We start from the raw sequence: 21,178 nt of genomic DNA, 5'->3' as shown, positions 1-21,178 counted from the left end.
GGAGCGCAGCCGGTTGGCGACCTCCACCAGGACCTTGTCGCCGGCGGCGTGCCCGAGCGACTCGTTGACCTGGCGCAGCCGGTCGACGTCGAACATCTACGACGCGCACTGCCCACTCTGCCGGTCCGCGCGGCGCTGGCTGGCGTCCCGCGCCCAGCTCGTACCCCTGGAGTTCGTGCCGGCCGGCTCGGCCGAGGCCCGGCGGCGCTTCCCCGGCCTGGACCACGACGCCACGTTGCGCGACCTCACCGTGGTCGCGGACACCGGCGAGGTGTACGTGGGGGACGGTGCCTGGCTCGCCTGCCTCTGGGCGCTGGCCGGCCACCGGGCCGCCGCCGAGCGACTGGCCCGACCGCACCTGCTCCCGCTCGCCCGCCGGGTGGTCGCCGCCGCCTCCTCGGTGCGCGAACGCGTCCGCGACCCGTGGGCGGAGCCGGCCGACGACCTGGCGGGATACGGTGGCCCCGATGACCGAGCAGACTGCGCCGACGACCGCTGCGGGTGAGCCGGCGACCGCGCGCGGCGAGCAGACCCGGCAGCTCATCCTGGACACCGCCATGCGGCTGTTCCGCGAGCGCGGGTACGCCCGGACCACCATGCGCGCCATCGCCCAGGAGGCCGGGGTGGCGGTGGGCAACGCCTACTACTACTTCGGCTCCAAGGAACACCTGATCCAGGAGTTCTACGCCCGCGCCCAGGCGGAGCACCGGGCGGCGGCCGGGCCGGTGCTCGACCGGGAGCCCGACTTCGCCGCCCGGCTGGCCGGGGTGCTGCACGCCGGGATCGACGTGCTCACCCCGTCGCACTCCTTCGCCGCCAGCTTCTTCAAGACGGCGGCGGAGCCCACCTCCCCGCTGAGCCCCTTCTCGGCGGAGTCGTCCGGCCCCCGCGAGGCGGCGATCGCCCTCTTCGCCGAGGTACTGGACGGCTCCACCGCCCGGGTCGACCCGGAGTTGCGCCCGCACCTGCCGGAGCTGCTCTGGCTGGCGTACATGGGGGTGGTGCTCTACTGGGTCTACGACCGCTCGCCCGGCCAGGCCCGCACCCGGCAGCTGATCGACGGCGCGGTGCCGTTGGTCGACCGGCTGGTGGGGCTGTCCCGGTTGCGCGTGCTGCGCCCGGTGACCCGGCAGGTGCTCGACCTCATTCGGACGCTGCGTCACTGACCCCTGCGTCGCCATCCTCCGAATAGCCGCAGGTCAGGTCCGCCATTCGACACCCGGATCGGACCTGCGGCACCTTGCCCTCACCTCCACGGTTACGTAGCGTGATCGGTGCGCACACCGCCCGCGGGGGCCTTGGGGGAGACTGCGGACCGTGGATTCCGGCCCGGGAACCACGGTCCGCGCCCCACCGCCTGCGGGCGCGCTCAGGGCGGGTAGACGCCGAACGACCGCCAGCCCCGGTCGGGGAAGCCCGCGGCGGTCGCCACCCTGGCGGAGGCGGTGTTGGCGAGGTCGTGCAGGTACGTCGGGACGGCCCCCTCGTCGAGCACCCGGCGCGCCGCCTGGGCGACCAGCCGCCGGGCCAGCCCCCGCCCCCGCGCCGCCGGCGCGGTGCCGACCGCCAGCTCGTGGCCGTACGCGTCGTGCCGCTTGATCCCGACCCCGGACAGGTAGCGCCCCCGGGCGTCGCGCGCCACCAGCACCGGCCGGTCGAACAGGCGCAGCCAGGACGGCAGCCCGGCGGCGGTCGGGGCCGTCCACTCCCCCGCGTCCGGCAGCGGGGCCGGCGCCACGCTCCACCGGAACACGTCGTCGTGCACCGCCCAGCCGGGTCGTCCGACCGCGGCGGGCAACGCCGCCAGCGGCGGCCCGCCCGGCCGCCGGGCCAGCTCGCGGACCGCCGCGACCCGGTCGGGGGCCACGGAGAGCACGGTGCTCGCGCCGGCGGTCACCGCGACGGCCGGCCGGAGCCGGCCGTCCCAGGCCGGCCGGGCGCGCCGGTACGAGCCGACCACGTACAGCCCGGGCCCGGCCGGCCACTGGCCGAGCCAGCTCGCCAGGTGCAGGTACAGCCGCCGGTCGAGCATCGCGCTCACCTCCCCGCGGCCGTCGGTGGTCACCCGGAGGCCGGGCCGCCGACGCCCGGCCCGCCTCGCCGACGATCACCGTACGCGGGCGCTTCGGCCCCGCGCGACGGAACCCGTCGGGACGGGCCGCCGGCGGTCCCGTGGTCGCCGGCGCCGGGCCGCGTCGGGTCCGGGCCGGCGCGAGGGTTGGGCGGCGGGGCGGGCGGGTAGACCTACCGGAACACCGATGGCCGCGGATTCGTGGGGCGACGGCCGATCACGGGAACCAGACGCATCGATCGGTCGTCATATTCACTTTCATACATGGACAACTTTGTTTGGGACGGTATGGTCATGCCGAATCAGCCGAACGACCGGTACCACCAGGACCCCGAGCGACTCTGGCGGGCCACCGAGGCCGCCGGGCGGTTCCCGGCCCAGTCGGCGTACCGGGGTCACCGCCCCGGAACCGAGGCGCTCTCGTGGAGCGAGGTGAACAAGCAGCCCGCCGGCGCCTCCTCGCGCGGCGGCCTGAACACCCGCTGACCGCCCCGCGCGCGGCCGGGCGGCTCCACGACACACCCGGACGGTCCACCGGCGGCTTTCGCACACCTGTCGGGTAATTTCTTCTGGTCCGGCATCCCGGCCTACGACAGGAGAAGCTCCGCGCATGGGCAAGAAGACGATCCACGTCTCCGACTTCAGCGGCACGGCCATCCAGCCCGACGACGAGGTGGTCCGCGTCGTCGTCCTGGAGCACCCTGACCTGGTCGCGGGGCCCGTGCGGCTGGACGCCACCCCGGTCGAGGTGGAGGGCATCGACGACGCCGCGCTGGACGTCGCGGTGGTCGAGATCCACGACCGGCACGGCGACGGCGAGCCGCGCCGGGTGGTGCTCACCGCGAGCGAGTTCGACGCGATGGCGACCGACGTGCCGATGGCGCAGCTGCTGAAGACGGCCGAGCGGGTCCGCCCGCCGAAGGCCCGCAAGGGCGCGGAGCGGGTCGACTACGGCACGATCGAGCACGCCGGCCGACCGCACCGGGGCCGGGTCACCGAGGAGGAGGCCCGGTTGGTGCGCGAGCGGCTCGACGAGGTCAACAAGCGACTCGCCGACGCCGGGATCCGCCAGGTGGACCCGACGGATCCCGAGCACGCCGCCCGCTACGGCTTCCCCACCGCGCCCTGAGGCGGGTCATTCCCGCAGCTGGACGGCCCGCAGCGCCGCCGCCACCCACTCCTCGGTCGCGACCTTGGTCACGCCGAGCCCGCTGAGGGCCCCGGCCCCGTTCTCGTGCTCCAGGAGCGCGAGCAGGATGTGCTCGGTGCCGATGTAGTTGTGCCCGAGCCGCAGGGCCTCCCGGAAGGTCAGCTCCAGCGCCTTCTTGCCCTGGGCGTCGTACGGGATCAGGTCGGGCACCTCGGCGGCCGAGGGCGGCAGCGCGGCCGTCGCGGCCTCGCGCACCCGCTCCAGCGACACGCCCTGGGCGACGATCGCCTTCGCGGCCAGCGCCTCCGGCTCGCTGAGCAGCCCCAGCACCAGGTGCTCGGGGCGGATCTCGGCGTGCCCGGTGGCCCGGGCCTCGTTCTGCGAGGCCATCACCACGTTGCGGGCGCGGGGGGTGAAGCGGGCGAAGCCCTGCTGCGGGTCCAGCGGCGCCTCGTCGGCCTTCGGCACGAAGCGCTTCTGCGCCGCCTGCTTGCTGACGCCCATGCTGCGGCCGATCTCGGTCCAGGAGGCGCCCGAGCGGCGGGCCTGGTCGACGAAGTGGCCGATCAGGTGGTCGGCGACGTCGCCGAGGTGGTCGGCCGCGATGACCGCGTCGGTGAGCTGGTCGAGCGCATCCGGGTGCGCCTTCTTGATCGCCTGGATCAGGTCGTCGAGGCGTACGGGGTTGCTCATCTGCACTGGTTCCGTCATGCGTCAACCATAGGTTGACGGGCGCCTCGCGTCAACCGGAAGTTGACGCGAGGCGCCCGTGGCGCGCCCGCCCGCCGCACCCCGAACCGGCGACCCCGGCGGGCGGCGCGTAGGAAAGTTTCACCATTGCCCCGTCGCGCATAGAAGATTTACGATTCGATCTTCATTGTCGAACCGCTCCCTGCGGGACGGACATCGGAGGCAACAGATGTGTGACGCACCGGAGACAGCCAGCCTGATCCACGTGCCGGCCCGGCGCCGCGCCCTCCTCACGGCGCTCGGCGTCGGCGTGGGGATCGGGGTCGTCGGCCTGCCCAGCCCCGCGCAGGCCGCCGCCGGCACCTGGAGCAACCCGACGCGCGGCACGCTGACCTCCGGATACAAGAGCCCCAGCCGGCCCGGACACCTGGGCTGGGACGTGGCCAACAGCCAGGGCACCCCGGTCTACGCCACGGCCGCCGGGACCGTCCGGGACATCAGGACCAACTCCTACCCGGGCGACACGACGAGCGGCCCCCTGGCCGGGCGCACCGGCAACAGCGTCCACATCGACCACGCCGACAACTACTTCTCCTACTACGGCCACCTCTACCGCGTGCTGGTCAGCGACGGCCAGCAGATCAGCTGCGGCCAGCTGATCGGCCTGATGGGCACCACCGGCAACTCGACCGGCCCCCACCTGCACTTCGAGATCCACCACCCCCGGCTGACCACGCTCGACCCCCGGGTCTTCCTGGCCAACCGGGGCATCACCCTCGGCTCGACGGCCCCGCTGGGCAGCACCGGCTACCCGAGCGTCGGCCAGGGCGCCTCGGGGTGGGTGCCCCGGGTGATCCAGTACCTGGTGCGGGCGCGCGGCATCTCCGTCGTGGTGGACGGCGTCTACGGGGCCGTCACCGCCGGCGCGGTGCGCAGCTTCCAGAGCAGCCGGGGCCTCTACGCCGACGGCCTGGTCGGCCCGATCACCTGGACCGCGCTCGTCCTGCCCCTGCGCGAGGGCAACTCCGGCGACCTGGTGCGCGGCCTCCAGACCGCGCTCAACGCCCGGGGCGCCAGCCTCCTCGTGGACGGCGGCTTCGGTTCGGTCACCGCCAGCGCGGTACGCGGCTTCCAGAGCCGCAACGGCCTCGTCGCCGACGGCCTCGTCGGCCCGGTCACCTGGAGCGTGCTCATCTGAGCGGCGCCGTCAGAGCCAGCCGTTGTCCCGGGCGGTGCGGAATGCCTCCGCCCGGTTGGCGACGCCGAGCTTGCTGACCGCCGCGGAGAGGTGGTTGCGGACCGTGCCGGCGGAGAGGTGGGTACGCCGGGCCACCTCCGCCACCGGCGTGTCGTACTCGGCCAGCCGGAGCACGTCCAGCTCGCGCGGCGTCAGCGGGCACTCCGGCGCGGTGAGCGCGTCCGCGGCCAGCGCCGGGTCGACGTACCGGCCGCCGGCGTGCACCCGGCGGATGACGTCGGCGAGCGTGCCGCCCGGCGCGCCCTTGGGCAGGAACCCCTTCGCCCCGGCGGCCAGCGCGCGTTGCAGGTGCGGCGGCCGGCCGTGCCCGGTCAGGATCACCACCTTGCAGGCGGGCAGGACGCGCGCCAGCTCCGCCGTCACCTCCAGCCCGTCCAGGGCCGGCATCTGGAGGTCCACCACGGCGACGTCCGGCCGGTGGGCGAGCGCGGCGGTCACGGCGGCCCGCCCGTCCGGCGCCTCGGTCACCACCTCCAGGTCGGACTCCAGACCGAGCAGGGCGGCCAGCGCCGCCCGGATCAGGTCCTCGTCGTCGGCGAGCAGCACCCTGATCACGGGCGGGTCCGTACCGTCACGTCGAGGCGGAACACCCCGTCGTCGATCCGGTGGCGCAGCGTCCCCCCGGCCTCGGCCAGCCGCTCGGCCAGCCCGCGCAGCCCGAAGCTGTGCCGGTCCGGCGACGCCCCCTTGGCACCGTCGTTCGTCATGGTCATCCGTACCTCGTCCTCGTCCTGGCCGATCTCGATGGTGCACCAGGTGGCCCGGCTGTGCCGCAGCACGTTGGTGCTGGCCTCACGCAGCACCGCGACGAACTGCCGGGCGATGTCCGACGGTACGGCGTCCGGGGGCAGCGCGACCGCGCAGCGGATGCCGGAGGAACGCAACACCTGCTCCACCGCGGCGATCTGGTCCCCGAGGTCCACCGCACGATACCCGTGCACCACCTCGCGCAGTTCGACAAGCGCCGACGCCGCCAGCCGCTGCACCTCGGCCGCCTCCCGGCTGGCCCGCCCGGCGTCCGTGGCCGCCAGCCGGGACGCCAGCTCGGCCTTGAGTGCGATGACCGAGAGGCTGTGCCCGAGCAGGTCGTGCACGTCGCGGGCGAACCGCAGCCGCTCCTCGGTGGCGGCGAGGCGCCCCTGGGCGGCCCGCCCCCGCTGCGCCTGGACGAGGAGCCCCCACAGCCAGAGCTGGAGGGCGTTCCACGCGGCCATGGAAAGACCAGCGACCACCACGACGGTGACCTGGCCGCGGACCGGGGCCCCGTTCCAGGCCGCCACCCCGGCGGCCGTCGCCACGGACAGCAGCACCGCCGGGCCGGCGACCCACCACTGCCGCAGCAGGGACACCGAGCCGATCACCGACGCCCCCAGGAACCCCCAGGTCGCCCACTCCGGCCCACCCACGGGCCCGACCAGCGGTACGGAGAGCACGGCGGCCCAGACGAACCCGGCGAGCAGGCGCCGCCGCGTCGACTCGGCCAGCCACGGGGTGATCGCCCCGTACAGCGCTCCGCTCTGCGCGACGACGAACAGGACGACCCCCACCGTGCCGGCCACCGCCCAGCGGGGGTCCTCCTCCCGCGACAGTCCGACGGCGGCCAGCAGCAACGTGCCGAGGACGCCGCTGCCGACGGTGCTCAACGTGACGGCACGGGCGCGGCGCAGGCCGACGTCGCGCTCGACCTGCGCCCGCTCCATGCGCACGCTCCCGATGCCAGGTGGTGCGATGACCTCGATCATCCGTGCCGGGGCTCCCATCGGAAGTACCGGCCGGCCAGGAACAGCGACACCACCAGCCAGACCAGCAGCACACCGAAGGAGGGCAGCGTCTCGATGATCGTCCCGGCGAAGCTCAGGGCCTGGCCCTCGTCGGTGCGGGCGAGCCAGCCGACGCGCATGACCTCGGTGAACGGCCCGTTCGGCAGGAACCAGAGCACCCGTTCCAGCGACTCCGGCAGCGCGCCGAGCGGCAGCAGCGCGCCGGGCGTGGCCAGGAAGATCACCACGGTCGGCAGGGTGGTCAGCATGGCCGCCTCGGAGCTGCGGGTGATGGCGGAGAGCGCCGCCGAGAACGCCGCCATGATCGCGGAGCCGAACAGCAGCGCCACCGCCATCACCAGCGGGTTCTTCGGCATCGGCAGGCCGAGCACCAGCATGGCGTAGCCGGCCAGCACGACGAACTGGGCGAGGAAGATCGCCACGGTGCTGCTGGCCGTGCCGAGCAGGATGGTGCGGTCCGAGGCGAGCCCGGCCCGCAGCCGCTTGAGCACCAGTTCCTGGCGGCGCGACGCGTACACGGTGGTCAGGTGGTGGTGCACCAGGAAGACCATGATCAGGGTGGTGATGCTGACGACCCGGCGGACGCCGGCAACCGCCTCGCCCCCGTACTCGCTGACGAGCAGGATGGCGATCATCAGCGGGGTCACCACCGACATGGCGGTGGCCGTCCAGTTGCGACGCAGCGCCAGCAGCTCCATCTTGAGCATCGCGGCCATCTGCCAGAACGGCTTGGTCGCCCGGTCGCCCGAGGCGGCGGTGGTGGTGGGGCTCTGCGTCGTCATCGTCCCGCTCATCGGGCGGCCTCCGGTTCCGCGTGCTGGTCGGTCAGGTCGTGGTCGGCGGCGATGTCCAGGAAGACATCCTCCAGGGTGGCCGGTCGGGCCGACAGGGCGGCCAGCCGGACGTCGCTCGCGTTGGCCCATTCGAGCAGCCGGGTGAGGTCGGTCTGGAGCTGGCGGGACTCGTACGTGACCCGGTCGCCCTCGACCAGGCGGGCCGCGTGCGGCAGGTCGGGCAGCGCGTCCGTCGCCGGCAGCCGGAAGCTGATCCGGGCGGGCAGGGTGCGCACGACGTCCTCCGGGGCCCCGGTGGCGACGATGCTGCCACCCCGCATGATCGCCACCCGGTCGGCGAGGACCTCCGCCTCCTCCAGGTAGTGCGTGGTGAGCAGGACGGTGGTCCCGCCCTTCTGGAGCTCCCGGACGACGTCCCAGGTGCGACGCCGGGAAGCCGGGTCCATGCCGGTGGTCGGCTCGTCGAGGAAGAGCACCTCCGGCCGGCCGAGCACGGCGAGCGCCAGCTCCAGCCGCCGGCCCTCGCCGCCGGAGAGCTGCTCGACCGCCACGTTCATCCGGTCGGCGAGGTCGACGAGTTCCAGCACCTCCCTGACGGTCTGCGGCCGGACGGTGAGGGACCGCCAGATCTCCACCGTCTCCCGGACGGTCAGCGCACCGGTGAACCCACCGTGCTGGAGCATCACCCCCGTCCGGGGACGCACCGCGGCCCGGTCCCGCACCGGATCCAGCCCGAGCACCCGGACCCGGCCGGAGGTGGCCGGTTGCAGCCCCTCCAGCACCTCGATGGTGGTGGTCTTGCCGGCACCGTTGGTGCCCAGCAGGGCGAACAGCTCGCCCCGGCGGATCCGCAGCGAGATGCCCCGCACCGCCTCGAACTCCCCGTAGCTGCGGCGCAGCCCGTCCACTTCGATCACGACGTCATCCATGCTTCTCAGGCTGCCGGCGACCGGCGACGGATCCAACCCCCGCCGCGTCATGTTCCGACCGTGTCGTACGCATGCCTCACCCGTGCGTCCCCCACGCCTGCGGCACGCGCGAGGCGGTGGCGCGGTCGAGCCCGGGCGGCCGACCCCCGCGGGCCGGGCCGGGCGACGCGCCGCCACACCTGCTACCGGGCGGCTGCCCGCGCCGGCACGCGGGCCGTCATCCGCGCGGGCACCGGGCCCGCCGGGCGGAGCGTCAGCAGGGGCGTGAGCGTCAGCTCGTGGCCGGTCGTGTCCACCCGGAAGCGCGTCAGCAACGCCTTCAGCACCACCGTCGCCTCCTGCACCGCGAACCGCATGCCGACGCACGCCCGGACCCCGCCGCCGAAGGGGAGGTACGCGCAGCGCGGCCGGTCGTGCGTGCCGACGAACCGGGACGGGTCGAAGCGGTGGGGATCCGGCCAGAACTCGGGGTGCCGGTGCGTGACCCACGGGGAGACGAGGATCTGGGTGCCGGCCGGCACGGGATGCCCCGCGATCTCGGTGTCCACCAGGGTCACCCGCTCGGTGGTGTGCGCGGGCGGGTACAACCGCATGCCCTCCATGACGCTGGCCCGCACGAGCGCGTCGGCGTCCTCCCCGGCGGTGGCGATCCGGTCCTGGATGTCCGGTCGCCTGCCCAGCTCGTGCAGCGTGAAGGTCAGCGCGCCCGTCGTCGTCTCGTGGCCGGCGAGCAGGAACCCGAGCACCTCGTCGCGGATCTCCTGATCGGACAGCCGCGCGCCGGTCTGCTCGTCGCGCGCGCCGCGCAGCCGGGTGAGCAGGTTCTCGGCGGCCGGGTCGGTGTCGCGCCCGCAGCCGTCGAGGACCGCGTCGGCGATCGCGAACAGGCGCCGGCGTACGTCGCGCAGCGTGCGGTTGCGCGGCGTGGGCAGGGAGAGCGGCAGCCGGAACAGCTGGAGGCGGCGCGCGGTCGAGGTCTCCCCGAGCAGCCCCACCAGCTCCTGCAGCTCGCCCACCACGCCGTCGATGTCGTCGCCGAAGAGCGCCCTGCCGACGACCCGCAGCGTGTACCGCTGCATGAGGTCGTGCAGGTCCACGACGTCCCCGTCCACGGCGGTGTCGGCGACGGTCCGGTCCGCCTCCGCCGCCATGAGCGCGCCGTACCCGGCGACCCGCCGGGCGGTGAACAGCTGCTGCACGATCCGGCGGTGCCTGCGCCACGTCTCGCCGGTCAGCGTGAGCAGGCCGTCGCCGATGCTCTCGCGGATCACCGTGAACCCGACGGTGTCGCGGCCGAACACCGCGCTGTCGTTCAGGGCCCGCCCGACGTCGTCGGGGTGGTACGCGGCCACCGCGGTGAAGCCGAGCCGGCCCGGCCACGCCGGACCGAAGCGGTAGGCCACACAGTCGCCGTACGCCGCGAAGGACTCCTCGAGGGTGCCCAGCATGTCGCGCTCGAACGCCGGCACGACGCCGAGCAGCGGGTGGCCCGGCGGCCCCGGGATGGCGCTCATCAGTCCGGCGCGGCGACGAACGGCGGCACGTCCACCGGGAGTTCCGGCAGCACCCCGGCGAGAGCCTCGACCTTCGTCCACGTCATGGTCACCTGGTCGAGGTCCCCGTCCCCCAGCGGGACGCCCAGCTCGCCGAACGCCCGGGCCAGCCGCTCCCGCCGCACGGGGTCGACGCTGTCGGTCGGCGCCTCGGGGGCGCAGACGGGCGCGAGGTCCGTCACGACGTCCAGCTTCGGCTCGCGCTCGTGCCAGCCCGTGCGCCGCTGGTAGACGTCGGCGACGGCGGCCAGCTCGAAGTCGCGGCCGGGGGCCGCGGCCAGTTGCAGCGACAGCGGCAGCCCGTCGCCGTCGGCCCCCATCGGCAGCGCCAGCGCGGGGAACCCGACCGCGCTCCAGATGCTGGGCAGGAAGGAGATCGTCTGGAGGCTGGCCTGGTCGTCGTAGCGGGGGGCGGCGGACGGCCAGGCGGGCGTGGCGATGACGTCGACGTCGCGCAACCGCGCCCGCAGGACGTCGGCGCCCCACCCGCGCACCCGCTGGGCCCGCAGGTACGTCTCCGCCGGCAGCACGCCGCCGAGCGCGACGTTCCACCGGAACGGCCGGCCGTAGTCGTTCCAGCGCGCCCGGAACTGCGCCCCGTGCACCTCGAACGCCTCCACCAGCATCGTGACGAGCTGTGCGGCGAAGAGCGGGAACGCCTCGTCGAACGGCACGTCGACGACCTCCGCCCCGGCGGCGCGCAGCTCGTCGAGCGCGGCGTCGAAGGCGGCGGCGGTGTCGTCGGTCAGCGCGGCGGCGTACCGCACGAGGTCGCCGGGGACGCCGACGCGTACGCCCGTGAGGTCGGCGAGCGGCGGCCGGGACAGCTCCGCGGGCCGGTCCGCCATCACGGCGAGCAGCCGCGCGCACTCCCGGGCCGTACGCGCCAGCGGGCCCGCCGTCTCGACCGACCGCGCCAGCGGGCGGACGCCGGCGGCCGGCAGCAGACCCTGCGTGGGCTTCAGCCCGGTCACGCCGCACAGCGCGGCCGGGATCCGGATGCTGCCGTTGCTGTCGGTGCCGACACCCGCGTCGAAGAACCCGGCGGGGATGCCGTTGGCGCTGCCGCAGCTCGACCCGCCGGTCCACCGGTGGGGGTCCCACGGGTTACGGGGCAGCGGGAACGTCGCGTCCGGGTCCGGCCGGGACAGCGCGTGCTCGGCCATCGTGGTCTTGCCCACGATCACCGCACCGGCCGCGCGCAGCCGCGCCACCACGGTCGCGTCGCGGTCGGCCCACCAGCTCGCGTCGTGCACGACGCTCTGGCAGGTGCTCGGCGCGCCGGCGACGGCGACGACGTCCTTGACGCCGATCAGCGTGCCGCGCAGCGGCCCGTCGGTGCCCGGGTCGTCGATCGGGAAGCGGTGCAGGAAGGTGCCGAGCATCGGCCCGAGCCGGTCGGCCCGCTCGGCGGCGGCGAGGCGGTCCATGTCAGCTCACCACCGGGTGCTCGTGCCGGCCGGTCGCGACGACCTGCGGCGGGGACGGCGGCGCGGGACGATTACCGGCCAATTCCCGTTCCGTGCCCGTTCCGGTGTCCCGGAAAAAGTCGCTGTGCGGAAAGGCGAACAGCTCAGCCGTGATGTCGTCACGGACCATGACGTCCGTCTTCCCTTCGCCGTCCGACGAATGACGCTCACCGTTCCGCTTCTGGCGTGCCACGAACACCTCCCCGCATGGGCCGCGGATTTGCGCAGCCCAGGACCACGACAGGTCCGACGATGGCGGGTACGGCCGTCGCGGGGTAACCCCTACGGTCACCCCTCACCACCCCGGAATAAGGCGCATCGGACGCCAATTCTCGCGGCGGCGGCCCCGGAATTCCTGGCTCCCCGATCCGCAGCGCTGCTAAATACTATTCGCATACCCGCACCGATCTAAATGGGGAAAACAATGAGCAACGCAATCGCGAACCTCGTGGACACACCCACGCTCGGTGCGGTGGATCCGCAGGCGATCGACGTGTCGGGCGTGCACAAGAGATACGGCGACGTGCGGGCCGTCAACGGCATCGACCTGCGGATCGCCCCCGGCGAGGTGGTCGCGTTGCTCGGGCCCAACGGCGCGGGCAAGTCCACGCTCGTCGACATGATCCTCGGGCTCACCCGCCCCGACCGCGGCGAGATCCGCGTCTTCGGGCACACCCCCCGGGAGGCCATCACCCGGGGCGTCATCGGGGCGACACTTCAGGACGGCGCGCTGCTCGACGACGTGTCGATCCGCGAGCTGCTCGCGATGGTGGCGTCGCTGCACGCCGCCCCGCTCCCGATCGCCGAGGTGCTGCGCCGCACCGACCTCACCGACATCGCCGACCGCCGGGGCCGGCTCTCCGGCGGCCAGCGCCAGCGGCTGCGACTGGCGATGACCCTCGTGTCCGACCCGAAGCTGCTGGTGCTCGACGAGCCGACGGTGGCGATGGACGTCGAGTCGCGCCACGTGTTCTGGGCCGCCATGCGGGAGTTCACCGACTCCGGGCGCACCGTGGTGTTCGCCTCCCACTACCTGGAGGAGGCCGAGGAGTTCGCCGACCGGGTGGTGCTCGTCCAGGCCGGGACGGTCATCGCCGACGGCACGGTCGCCGAGATCCGCTCCGTGGTGGCGGGGCGCTCGCTGTCGGCCACCGTCCCGGACGCGACGGTGGAGCAGCTGCGCCTGCTGCCCGGCGTGCAGAGCGTCGAGTCCCGCGGCCAGCGCTTCGAACTCGTCTGCTCCGACTCCGACGCCGCCGCCCGGGAGCTGTTCGCGCGCCATCCCCGGGCGTACGACGTCGAGATCGGCGCCCTCGGCCTGGAACAGGCGTTCCTGGCCCTCACCTCCACGAAGGGCGGGGCCGCCTGATGAGCACGGGCTTCCTCAAGATCGAAGTGAAACGGGTGATCCGGGCCCGCAAGTTCTGGATCGTCGCGTTCCTGTTCCCGACGCTGCTCTACCTGATGCAGGCCAACCTGTTCCGCGGTGAGGTCGTCGAACGCACCGGCATCGACTTCAGCGAGCACCTGCTGGGCGGTCTCGCCGCCTTCGGCGCGCTCTTCGTCGCGCTGAACGTCGGCACCCGGGTGGCGATCGAGCGGTCGACGGGCTGGCAGCGTCAGCTGCGCATCACCCCGCTGTCGCCGACGTCCTACCTGACCGCGAAGCTGGCCGCGGCGATGGTGGTGGCGCTGCCGGCGATCACGGCGGTCGCGCTCACCGGCGCGCTGTTGCAGGGCGTTCAACTGCCGCTGGCCGGCTGGCTCCAGCTGGTGCTCGGAGTCTGGCTCGGCACGCTGCCGTTCGCGCTGCTGGGCGTCTTCATCGGCCAGGTCGCCACGGCCGAGAGCGTGCAGGTCCTCACCTCCGTCTCGCACATGCTGCTCGGCGTTCTCGGCGGCGCGCTGTTCCCGTCGGTCGCGTTCCCCGAGTGGCTCCAGAAGGTGTCCGCGGTCATGCCGAGCCACTGGCTGGCCGAGGTCGGCCACAGCCCGTTCGAGGACGACTCCCGGCTCGGGCTCGCCACCCTGGTGCTCGTCGGGTGGACCGTCGTGCTCGGCGCCGCCGTGACCCTGCGGTACGTGCGGGACAGCGCCCGCGTCTGAGCGCCCGCGACCGGGAGCGGATGGCCCGCCCGACCCCTGCACGACGAACGTACGCATCGCTACGACGAGGGATTGCATCGTGAAGAAGAACTCCTGGCAGACACTGCGCAAGGGCGGGCAGGGCGGCCTCACGCTCACCGTCGACTTCACCAGCACCGGCCGCACCCAGGCGTGCTTCCGCGACCTGGTCCCCCTGTTGAGCGCGCCCGGCGAGATCTGGGAGACCGTGGCACCCGCCTCCGGCGCCGAGGACACGATGTCCGGCGCCGACTACGTCGAGCGGTGGGCGAAGGCCGTCCGCCGGCGGGAGCGCACCGTCGACACCGTGATCGGCTACTGCGTGGGCGCGGTCTTCGCCGCCCCCCTCGCGTCCCGGCTGGCCGAGGCGCAGGACGACGCGCCCAGGCTGGTCCTGCTGGACCCGGAGCTGCCGAACATCGTCGGGCTCTACCGGGACTTCCACGCCGCCGCCGACGCGCTGCGGACCATCCTCTCCCCGGAGGAGATCGCCGCGTTCCACGCCGACGGCCAGGCCGTCCAGGAGAAGTACGGGCTGGAGGACCTCACCCTCATCGGTCCCGCGCTCGCCGGGATCTTCCGCGACGCGATCGACGTGGCGGGCCGCCGGCTCGGGCTGGACGACGACGTCCGGGGCGAACTGGGCGGCAGCTTCGCGTCGTTCGTCGGCTACCTGCGGGCGGCGGCGGAGATCGACCCGACCCCGCAGTGGGCGACGGCGACGGCGATCACCTCCGCGCACTCCACGCAGCGGGAACAGGTCTTCGGGCGCACCATCCCGCTCGACGTCGACCACGACCAGATGCTGCGCCACCCCGACGTCGCGGCGGCGGTCTCCGGCCTGATGACCGGCGCGGACGCCGGTCTGCGGATGGCGGGGTAGCGCGATGGCACCGGGCCGGGCGGGCCGCGAGCCCGCGCTCTTCACCGACCTGTTCGCGGAGCAGGTGCGGCGCACCCCGGACGCCACCGCCGTCGTGTGGGGCGAGCACCGGAAGACGTACGCCGAGCTGAACGCCGAGGCGAACCGGCTCGCGCACCGGCTGGTCTCGCTCGGCGCGGGCCCGGAGCGGCTCGTCGCGATCGGGATCCGGTCCGCGCACCTGGTGGTGGCCGCGCTCGCCACCCTCAAGGCCGGGGCGGCCTACCTGCCGCTGGACCTGAGCTACCCGCCGCAGCGGCTGGAGCACATGCTCACCGACGCGCGGCCCATGCTGCTGTTGACCACCGGCGACGACCAGCACGCGCTGCCGGCGTCCGACACGCCGCGGGTCCTCCTCGACGAGCCGGCCCCGTACGCCGGCCAGCCGGACACCGACGTCACCGACGCCGACCGGCTCGCCCCGCTGCGGCCCGCCAACACGGCGTACGTCATCTACACCTCCGGCTCCACCGGCAGCCCGAAGGGCGTGGTGATCGAGCACCGTCAGCTCGGCACGTACCTGCGCCACGTCGTGGCGGCCTACCCGGGCGTACGCGGCCGGGCGCTGCTGCACTCCTCGTTCGCGTTCGACCTGACGGTCACCGCGTTCTACGCGCCGCTCATGACGGGCGGCTGCGTGCACGTCGGCGCCCTGGAGGAGATGGGCACCCCCGCCGCGGGCCCGTCCGGGCAGCAGCGGCCCACGTTCGTGAAGGTGACGCCGTCGCACATCCCGCTGCTCACCGCGCTGCCCGCCGAGGCGTCCCCGACCGGGGAGCTGATGGCCGGTGGCGAGCTGCTGCTCGGCGAGACCGTCGACGCCTGGCGCCGCCGGCACCCCGGCGCGCGGGTGGTCAACGAGTACGGCCCGACGGAGACGACGGTCGGGTGCAGCACGGTGGTCATCGAGCCCGACCAGCCGGTGCCGCCGGGGCCGCTGCCCATCGGCCAGCCCATGCCCGACGTGCGCTTCCACGTGCTGGACGAGGAGCTGCGCCCGGTCACGCCCGGCGAGATCGGCGAACTGCACATCGCGGGCGCCCAGCTGGCCCGGGGCTACCTGGGCAGGCCGGCGCTGACCGCCGAGCGCTTCCTGCCCGACCCGTTCGGCCCGCCCGGCTCGCGCATGTACCGCTCGGGCGACCGGGTCCGGCCCATCGAGGACGGCGAGTACGAGTTCTGCGGGCGGGTCGACAACCAGGCCAAGATCCGCGGCTACCGCATCGAGCTCGGGGAGATCGAGGCGGCGCTGCTGCGCCGCCCGGAGGTGCGGCACGCGGCGGCGGTCATCCGCACGGACACCCCGGAGGTCAAGCAGCTCGTCGCGTACGTGGTGCCCGGGGCGGACGGGAAGGTCGATCCGCAGCAGCTGCGCAAGGACCTCGCGGAGACCCTGCCGGACTACATGGTGCCGAGCGCCGTGGTGAGCCTCGCGGCGCTGCCGCTGACCGTGAACGGCAAGCTCGACACGGCGGCCCTGCCGGCTCCGGAGGTCGCGGCGACCCCGGGCGGGCGGGCGCCGGCCGACGAGTTGCAGGCCCTGCTGTGCGAGCTCTTCGCCACCTACACCGCCGTCTCCTCGATCGGCGTCGACGACGACTTCTTCGTCCGGGGCGGCACCAGCCTCGGCGCCGCCCAACTGGTCAACGAGGCACGCAGGCGCGGGCTCACGCTGTCGCTGCGCGACGTGCTGGAAAACCGGACCGTGGCGCGACTCGCCGAGGTCTGCGCCGACACCGACCGAGGGGACGAGTGAGCATGACCATCGCAGCCAGCAGGAAGGAAGCAGCCATGTGGCTGCTCGAGCGGCTGGTGCCGGACACCGGGGTCAACAACGTGGCGGTCGCCTTCGAGGTGGCCGGCAGGATCGACCGCGAGCTGTTCACGGCGGCGCTGCGGGCGGTCCTGGCCCGCCACGAGGTGTTGCGCACCGTGTTCCGCTCCGACGACGCGACGCTCACCCGGGAGGTGCTCGACCAGGTCGACGTGCCCCTGGTGGACGTCGCGGCGGGCGACGACGGGATGGACGCCGACCTGACCGCGTTCGCCGCCGAGCCCTTCGCGATCGACGGCCGCCCCCTGCTGCGGGCGGGCGTCCGCGCGGGAGCGGACGGCGACGTGTGCTGCGTCGTCGTGCACCACCTGATCTTCGACGCCATGTCGACCACGATCCTGCTCCGCGAGCTGCTCGCCGCGTACGAGACCGTCGCGGCGGGACGCCGGCCGGACGACGCCCCGGTGGCCGCGCTCGCGGAACGCGCGCCGGACGAGCGCAGCGTCGCGTACTGGCGGAAGAACCTCGACGGGCTGCGGCCCGCCGAGGCGGGTCTGTGGTGCGCCCGGCCGCCCGTCGGCGCGCCGTCCCTGCGCGCCCGGACGGTCCACCACGAACTCTCCGCGCCGGCCCGCGCCGTGGTGCGCCGCTTCCAGCGCGAACTGCGCGCCTCCGAGGCGGTCGTGCTGCTCGCGGCGTACTCGGTGCTGCTCGCCCAGCACGGCGCGGGCTCCGACGTGGTCATCGGCACCCCGGTGAACGTCCGCGACCAGCGCAGCATGAACGCCATCGGCTACCACGCGAACCTGGTGCCGCTGCGGGTCCGGGTCGACCCGGACGCCGACTTCCGCGCCGTCGTCAAGCAGACGCGCAGCACCTTCCTGGAGGCGATCAGCCACGCCGACGTACCGCTGGAGCACGTGTCCCCCGCCGTGCTCGGCGACGCGCCGTCGTCGTGGCGCAGCTCGTTCTTCCGGCACCTGTTCAACTACGTGCCCGGCACCGTCGACGCCTCCGCCACGCTGACCGGGATGCCGGTGCGCCACGTCATGGTGGAGAACGGCTACAGCCGCTTCGACCTGGAGTTCTTCATCATGCCGGGCGCGGAGGCGACCACCGTCCGCGCGGCGTTCTGCGTCGACGCCTTCGACGCGGCCGACGTCGCACTGCTGCTGGAGCGGTACGACGCGCTGCTCGTGCAGCTGGGCGACGACCTGGACCGGCCGGTGGCGCAGCTGTCCCGCCGGGGCGCGAGCGACCTCGCCCTGTCGGCGCCGCCGCGGGCGGCCGCCACGGCGTCCGTGCTGGACGCGGTGCACGCGACGGTCGCCGCGAACCCGGACCTCGTCGCCGTGCAGGACGGCGCGGACGCCGTCACGTACGGCCAGCTGTGGTCGGCGGCGATCGCCACCCGGGACCTGGTCGCGGCCTCGGGCGGGAGCACGGTCGCCGTGCTGGCGCCGCGCGGCGCGGAGCTGGCCGCCGCGTGGCTCGGCGTGTGGCTGGCGGGCGCGCGCTGCGTGCTGCTCGACCCGACCCAGCCGATCCCCGACCTCGCCGCGCGGCTCGCCGACTCGGGCGCCGCGCCGGTGCTGGCGGCCGAGGGCCTCCCCGTGCCCGGCGCGGTGCGCATCCCCGCCGCCACCGACGCGTCCCGCACCGACGCGCCGGCCGGGCCCGACCTCGACGCGGTGGCCTACCTGGCGTACCAGGTCGACGCGCCCGCGCCGCTCGCGGTGACGGTCACCCACCGGGCCCTGGCCGGCGCGGTCGCGCAGCTCGCGGACCGGGTCGCCACCGGGCCGGCCGTCACCTCCTGGCTGAGCAGCGCCGCCACCGACGCGGCGCTGACGGAGCTGCTGGTCGCGCTGACCACCGGCGGCCGGGTCGTCGTCGCCCCCGACCGGGCCCGCACCGACGGCCACGCGCTCGGCGAGCTGGTGGAGCGGCACGGGGTGGGCGTGGTGCAGGCGCCGCCGGCGGTGTGGCGCCAGGTGGTCGAGCACGCGGGTGCCCGGCTCGCGGGCCGCACCGTCCTGGTGTCGCACGAACCGCTCCCCCGCCCGCTGGCCGCGCAGCTGCGCGCCACCGGCGGCACGCCGCACCACGGCTACACCACGCCCGCCGTCGCCGGATACGCCGCGCTCGACGGCGGACGGGACGGGACGGGTGTCCTCCCGGCGGCCCGCGTGTTCGTCACCGAGCCCGGCACCGGGCACGAGCTGGGCATCGGCGTACGCGGCGAGCTGTGCGTCGCGGGCGACACCCTGGCCGCCGGCTACCACGGCCGGCCGGAGCTGACCGCCGTCCGGTTCGGCGAGCACCCGACGCACGGGCGGTTCCACCGCACCGGAGACCTCGCGCGCCTGCTGCCGAACGGCCGGGTCGAGGTCGTCGGCCCGCTGTCGGCCCAGGTACGGGTCGCCGGCCAGCGGGTCCACCTCTGCGACGTCGAGTCCGTGCTCGCCGCCCACCCGGACGTGGAGGCGGTCGCCGCCGTCGGGTCCGGCGGCGACGCGCAGGACGTCACGGTCGTCGCGTTCGTCGAGTCCCGCAAGCCCGACGTGGCGGAGCGGCTGCGCGAGCACGCCCGCGCCGCCCTGCCGTGCACGCCCGAACTGGTCGTGCTGAACCAGCTGCCGGTCACCGTGGCGGGCACCGTGGACCGCGCGGCCCTCGTCGCGCTCGCCGCGGCGCGGGCGTCGGCCGAGGTCGATCCGCCGGACGAGACGACCGCCGCCCTCGTCGGGATCTGGACCGAGATGCTCGACCGGCCGGGCCTGCACGCGGACTCGAACTTCTTCGCCAGCGGTGGCCACTCGCTGCTGGGCGCCCAGCTCGTGCAGCGGGTGCGGACCGAACTGGCGATGCCGGTCCAGCTCGCCGACCTGTTCGCCAACCCGACGCCACGGCAGCTCGCGGAGCACCTGCAGGACGCGTTCTGGGACGACGACGAGGACGACGACTGACCGATCGCTCCACCCCCACACCGTCTCGAACCTCAGCAGAGGAGGCTCGGCGTGACCGTAGACGTCCAGCCCACACGCAGTACCGACCGTTCGATCGTCCTGACCCGCGAGGAGAACATCGAGGTCGACACGATCGCCCGCTACCTGGCGGGCCGACCGCCGCGCCTGGTGGACTCGGCCGCCTGGCTCGGGTCGGCCCGCGAGCTGTCCAGCAACCTGCCCGTACGACTGCGCCAGATGGTGCGGCGCTTCGCCTGGGATCCCGGGCCCGACGCCGTGCTGCTGGTGCGCAACCTGCCCGTGGACGCCGACGAGCTGCCCGCCACGCCCACCGTGGCCGGCTCGGCGCAGCGGGAGTCCACCGTGCCCGCCGCCGCGCAGGTGCTGCTCGGGTTGCAACTCGGGGAGCTCATCGCCTTCAAGGAGGAGAAGAGCGGCGCGCTGGTGCAGGACGTCGTGCCGGTGCCGGGGATGGAGAAGTTCCAGGGCAACGCGGGCTCGGTGATGCTCTCCATGCACGTGGAGAACGCCTTCCACGTCTACCGTCCGGACTACGTCGGGCTGCACTGCCTGCGCAACGACCACGACAACGTGGCCGGGTTGCAGGTGACGTCGATCCGCAACGCGCTGCCCCTGCTGTCCGAGCAGGCCCGCAAGGTGCTGCACGAGCCACGGTTCGTCACCGAGCCGCCGGCGTCGTTCGGCGACCTGCGCAGCGCGCCGGAGCCGCACGGCATCCTCAGCGGCAGCCCCGAGGACCCGGACGTCCAGGTCGACTTCGAGAGCTCGTTCCCCCTCGACCCCGAGGCCACGCAGGCGCTGTCGCTGCTCGGCGACGCGCTGCGCACCGTCCGCAGGACGTTCATCCTGGAACCCGGCGACCTCGCGTTCGTCGACAACCGGCTGGCCCTGCACGGCCGGACCGAGTTCACGCCCCGCTACGACGGCCGCGACCGGTGGCTGCAGCGGATCTTCGTGCACCGCGACTTCCGGCGCTCCCGGGCCCTGCGCCCGGACGACGGGAACGTGCTCAACAGCGGCAGCTGACGGCCCGGCCCGAGCCGGTAGGTCGGCGCCGGGTCCGTACGCGACGGACCGGCTCGTCGACGACGGACCGTGGACGCGGTGGTGATCGGCTCCGGAATCCGGCAGCCGCACCACCGCGTCCCTTTCGCGTGCCCCGCCCGCCAGAAGTTCCCCTTCGGCCGCGGTGTCTCGCCCCGCGGCCGTGCCCGCGCGCCATTTCGCCCGGGGGTGCGTTCTCCCCCCGAGGCCGCCATTTCGCATTTGTGCGCCGGGACCCGCCGCCACGCGCCCCCCGACCGCCCATCCTGCGGCCTTCGCCGGGGCGGCGACTCGCGTCAATGCGTCGGGCGGGCCGCGGAATCGTCGCGGCATGCCGGCGCGCGGCCTTCTCCGGCACGCGATCCTCGTGGCGCCCCGGCGTCGAGCGCGAGGGCGGCCGACGAGTGGGGCGCGAGGGGGAGAGAGCCCGTCCCGGTCCACGCCATTACCGATCCGCACGAGCTCACGGGCACCGTTCCCACGTCACACGTGCGCCGTTCATCTGGCCCGGATGAGGAACTCACGCCCCACCATCACCCGACAATGCCTGACCAGCAACTCCACACTGACGACCCGATAACCCACACCATGCACCCCCACCTCCTGCGGGGTGCCCTAGGGGTGCCTCG

The 21,178-nt window shown here is 74.2% G+C and carries 21 protein-coding genes; 11 read left to right on the top strand and 10 right to left on the bottom strand.

The window, feature by feature from the left end; translation table 11 throughout:
* A partial coding sequence (locus tag AB0G13_RS27880) for a diguanylate cyclase (protein WP_357880306.1) occupies positions 1-96 on the bottom strand: 96 nt, incomplete at its 3' end.
* Here AB0G13_RS27880 and AB0G13_RS27875 point away from each other — a divergent pair.
* The gene (locus AB0G13_RS27875; protein WP_357880303.1) at positions 65-505 is read left to right on the top strand and encodes a DCC1-like thiol-disulfide oxidoreductase family protein; all 441 of its coding nucleotides are present in this window, start codon (positions 65-67) and stop codon (positions 503-505) included. The genes AB0G13_RS27880 and AB0G13_RS27875 overlap by 32 nt on opposite strands.
* Positions 468-1,166: a TetR family transcriptional regulator gene (locus AB0G13_RS27870; RefSeq protein ID WP_357880300.1), complete on the top strand. Its 699-nt coding sequence runs from the start codon at positions 468-470 to the stop codon at positions 1,164-1,166. The genes AB0G13_RS27875 and AB0G13_RS27870 overlap by 38 nt, the downstream gene beginning before the upstream one ends.
* Positions 1,167-1,369: 203 nt before the next feature.
* On the opposite strand, the gene AB0G13_RS27865 is transcribed toward AB0G13_RS27870, so the two are convergent.
* Positions 1,370-2,032, bottom strand: coding sequence for a GNAT family N-acetyltransferase (locus tag AB0G13_RS27865; RefSeq protein ID WP_357880297.1), 663 nt, complete (start codon positions 2,030-2,032; stop codon positions 1,370-1,372).
* 333 nt (positions 2,033-2,365) lie between these two features.
* On the opposite strand from AB0G13_RS27865, the gene AB0G13_RS27860 reads away from it, so the two are divergent.
* Together AB0G13_RS27860 and AB0G13_RS27855 are read left to right on the top strand one after the other, a co-directional pair.
* On the top strand, positions 2,366-2,557 hold the full coding sequence (locus AB0G13_RS27860; protein WP_357880294.1) for a DNA repair protein: 192 nt from the start codon (positions 2,366-2,368) through the stop codon (positions 2,555-2,557).
* Positions 2,558-2,681: 124 nt separating this feature from the next.
* Positions 2,682-3,200 carry a hypothetical protein gene (locus tag AB0G13_RS27855; RefSeq protein WP_357880291.1) on the top strand — a complete coding sequence of 173 codons (519 nt, stop codon included), beginning with the start codon at positions 2,682-2,684 and terminating at the stop codon, positions 3,198-3,200.
* A 6-nt stretch (positions 3,201-3,206) separates the two neighbouring features.
* Here the strand turns inward: AB0G13_RS27855 and AB0G13_RS27850 are convergent, their stop codons facing one another.
* Entirely contained in the window at positions 3,207-3,932 is a 726-nt protein-coding gene (locus tag AB0G13_RS27850) for a Clp protease N-terminal domain-containing protein (protein ID WP_357880288.1), read from the bottom strand.
* 208 nt (positions 3,933-4,140) lie between these two features.
* On the opposite strand from AB0G13_RS27850, the gene AB0G13_RS27845 reads away from it, so the two are divergent.
* A complete protein-coding gene (locus tag AB0G13_RS27845) occupies positions 4,141-5,109 on the top strand; it encodes a peptidoglycan DD-metalloendopeptidase family protein (protein WP_357880284.1) in 969 nt (322 codons plus the stop codon).
* Positions 5,110-5,118: 9 nt separating this feature from the next.
* On the opposite strand, the gene AB0G13_RS27840 is transcribed toward AB0G13_RS27845, so the two are convergent.
* The 7 genes from AB0G13_RS27840 to AB0G13_RS27810 form a co-directional block, all read right to left on the bottom strand.
* Positions 5,119-5,724, bottom strand: coding sequence for a response regulator transcription factor (locus tag AB0G13_RS27840; RefSeq protein WP_101411373.1), 606 nt, complete (start codon positions 5,722-5,724; stop codon positions 5,119-5,121).
* Positions 5,721-6,911: a histidine kinase gene (locus AB0G13_RS27835; protein WP_357880280.1), complete on the bottom strand. Its 1,191-nt coding sequence runs from the start codon at positions 6,909-6,911 to the stop codon at positions 5,721-5,723. Before AB0G13_RS27835 ends, AB0G13_RS27840 begins: the two co-directional genes overlap by 4 nt.
* A complete protein-coding gene (locus AB0G13_RS27830; protein WP_357880276.1) occupies positions 6,908-7,732 on the bottom strand; it encodes an ABC transporter permease in 825 nt (274 codons plus the stop codon). The genes AB0G13_RS27835 and AB0G13_RS27830 overlap by 4 nt, the downstream gene beginning before the upstream one ends.
* Before the next feature lie 8 nt (positions 7,733-7,740).
* Positions 7,741-8,673, bottom strand: coding sequence for an ABC transporter ATP-binding protein (locus AB0G13_RS27825; protein ID WP_357880273.1), 933 nt, complete (start codon positions 8,671-8,673; stop codon positions 7,741-7,743).
* A gap of 182 nt (positions 8,674-8,855) precedes the next feature.
* Positions 8,856-10,187 carry a cytochrome P450 gene (locus AB0G13_RS27820; protein ID WP_357880270.1) on the bottom strand — a complete coding sequence of 444 codons (1,332 nt, stop codon included), beginning with the start codon at positions 10,185-10,187 and terminating at the stop codon, positions 8,856-8,858.
* A complete protein-coding gene (locus AB0G13_RS27815) occupies positions 10,187-11,656 on the bottom strand; it encodes an amidase (RefSeq protein WP_357880267.1) in 1,470 nt (489 codons plus the stop codon). Before AB0G13_RS27815 ends, AB0G13_RS27820 begins: the two co-directional genes overlap by 1 nt.
* Position 11,657: 1 nt before the next feature.
* Positions 11,658-11,888 carry a hypothetical protein gene (locus AB0G13_RS27810; protein ID WP_357880264.1) on the bottom strand — a complete coding sequence of 77 codons (231 nt, stop codon included), beginning with the start codon at positions 11,886-11,888 and terminating at the stop codon, positions 11,658-11,660.
* A gap of 231 nt (positions 11,889-12,119) precedes the next feature.
* On the opposite strand from AB0G13_RS27810, the gene AB0G13_RS27805 reads away from it, so the two are divergent.
* The 6 genes from AB0G13_RS27805 to AB0G13_RS27780 all read left to right on the top strand — a co-directional run bounded on the left by AB0G13_RS27805 (position 12,120) and on the right by AB0G13_RS27780 (position 20,531).
* Complete coding sequence (locus tag AB0G13_RS27805; RefSeq protein WP_357880261.1) at positions 12,120-13,064, top strand: ABC transporter ATP-binding protein; 945 nt, start codon at positions 12,120-12,122, stop codon at positions 13,062-13,064.
* The gene (locus tag AB0G13_RS27800; protein ID WP_357880258.1) at positions 13,064-13,801 is read left to right on the top strand and encodes an ABC transporter permease; all 738 of its coding nucleotides are present in this window, start codon (positions 13,064-13,066) and stop codon (positions 13,799-13,801) included. Before AB0G13_RS27805 ends, AB0G13_RS27800 begins: the two co-directional genes overlap by 1 nt.
* 79 nt (positions 13,802-13,880) lie before the next feature.
* A complete protein-coding gene (locus tag AB0G13_RS27795; protein ID WP_357880255.1) occupies positions 13,881-14,702 on the top strand; it encodes a hypothetical protein in 822 nt (273 codons plus the stop codon).
* Between the two features lie 4 nt (positions 14,703-14,706).
* On the top strand, positions 14,707-16,497 hold the full coding sequence (locus tag AB0G13_RS27790) for a non-ribosomal peptide synthetase (RefSeq protein ID WP_357880252.1): 1,791 nt from the start codon (positions 14,707-14,709) through the stop codon (positions 16,495-16,497).
* A gap of 2 nt (positions 16,498-16,499) precedes the next feature.
* Entirely contained in the window at positions 16,500-19,484 is a 2,985-nt protein-coding gene (locus tag AB0G13_RS27785) for a condensation domain-containing protein (protein WP_357880249.1), read from the top strand.
* A gap of 51 nt (positions 19,485-19,535) precedes the next feature.
* Positions 19,536-20,531, top strand: a complete 996-nt coding sequence (locus tag AB0G13_RS27780; protein ID WP_357880246.1) for a TauD/TfdA family dioxygenase — start codon at positions 19,536-19,538, stop codon at positions 20,529-20,531.
* Positions 20,532-21,178: the final 647 nt, after the last annotated feature.

Origin of the sequence: Micromonospora sp. NPDC023633 (assembly GCF_040640035.1) — a bacterium.
Lineage (GTDB): Bacteria > Actinomycetota > Actinomycetes > Mycobacteriales > Micromonosporaceae > Micromonospora.
This window is presented reverse-complemented; position numbering and strand designations above follow the sequence as displayed.

Excerpts from the sequence above, each read along its gene's own strand:
- AB0G13_RS27800 (WP_357880258.1), top strand. The coding sequence starts at position 13,064 with ATGAGCACGGGCTTCCTCAAGATCGAAGTGAAACGGGTGATCCGGGCC.
- AB0G13_RS27845 (WP_357880284.1), top strand. The coding sequence starts at position 4,141 with ATGTGTGACGCACCGGAGACAGCCAGCCTGATCCACGTGCCGGCCCGG.
- AB0G13_RS27835 (WP_357880280.1), bottom strand. The coding sequence starts at position 6,911 with ATGATCGAGGTCATCGCACCACCTGGCATCGGGAGCGTGCGCATGGAG.
- AB0G13_RS27865 (WP_357880297.1), bottom strand. The coding sequence starts at position 2,032 with ATGCTCGACCGGCGGCTGTACCTGCACCTGGCGAGCTGGCTCGGCCAG.
- AB0G13_RS27870 (WP_357880300.1), top strand. The coding sequence starts at position 468 with ATGACCGAGCAGACTGCGCCGACGACCGCTGCGGGTGAGCCGGCGACC.
- AB0G13_RS27820 (WP_357880270.1), bottom strand. The coding sequence starts at position 10,187 with ATGAGCGCCATCCCGGGGCCGCCGGGCCACCCGCTGCTCGGCGTCGTG.
- AB0G13_RS27830 (WP_357880276.1), bottom strand. The coding sequence starts at position 7,732 with ATGACGACGCAGAGCCCCACCACCACCGCCGCCTCGGGCGACCGGGCG.
- AB0G13_RS27855 (WP_357880291.1), top strand. The coding sequence starts at position 2,682 with ATGGGCAAGAAGACGATCCACGTCTCCGACTTCAGCGGCACGGCCATC.
- AB0G13_RS27790 (WP_357880252.1), top strand. The coding sequence starts at position 14,707 with ATGGCACCGGGCCGGGCGGGCCGCGAGCCCGCGCTCTTCACCGACCTG.
- AB0G13_RS27825 (WP_357880273.1), bottom strand. The coding sequence starts at position 8,673 with ATGGATGACGTCGTGATCGAAGTGGACGGGCTGCGCCGCAGCTACGGG.
- AB0G13_RS27785 (WP_357880249.1), top strand. The coding sequence starts at position 16,500 with ATGACCATCGCAGCCAGCAGGAAGGAAGCAGCCATGTGGCTGCTCGAG.
- AB0G13_RS27805 (WP_357880261.1), top strand. The coding sequence starts at position 12,120 with ATGAGCAACGCAATCGCGAACCTCGTGGACACACCCACGCTCGGTGCG.
- AB0G13_RS27850 (WP_357880288.1), bottom strand. The coding sequence starts at position 3,932 with ATGACGGAACCAGTGCAGATGAGCAACCCCGTACGCCTCGACGACCTG.
- AB0G13_RS27815 (WP_357880267.1), bottom strand. The coding sequence starts at position 11,656 with ATGGACCGCCTCGCCGCCGCCGAGCGGGCCGACCGGCTCGGGCCGATG.
- AB0G13_RS27860 (WP_357880294.1), top strand. The coding sequence starts at position 2,366 with ATGCCGAATCAGCCGAACGACCGGTACCACCAGGACCCCGAGCGACTC.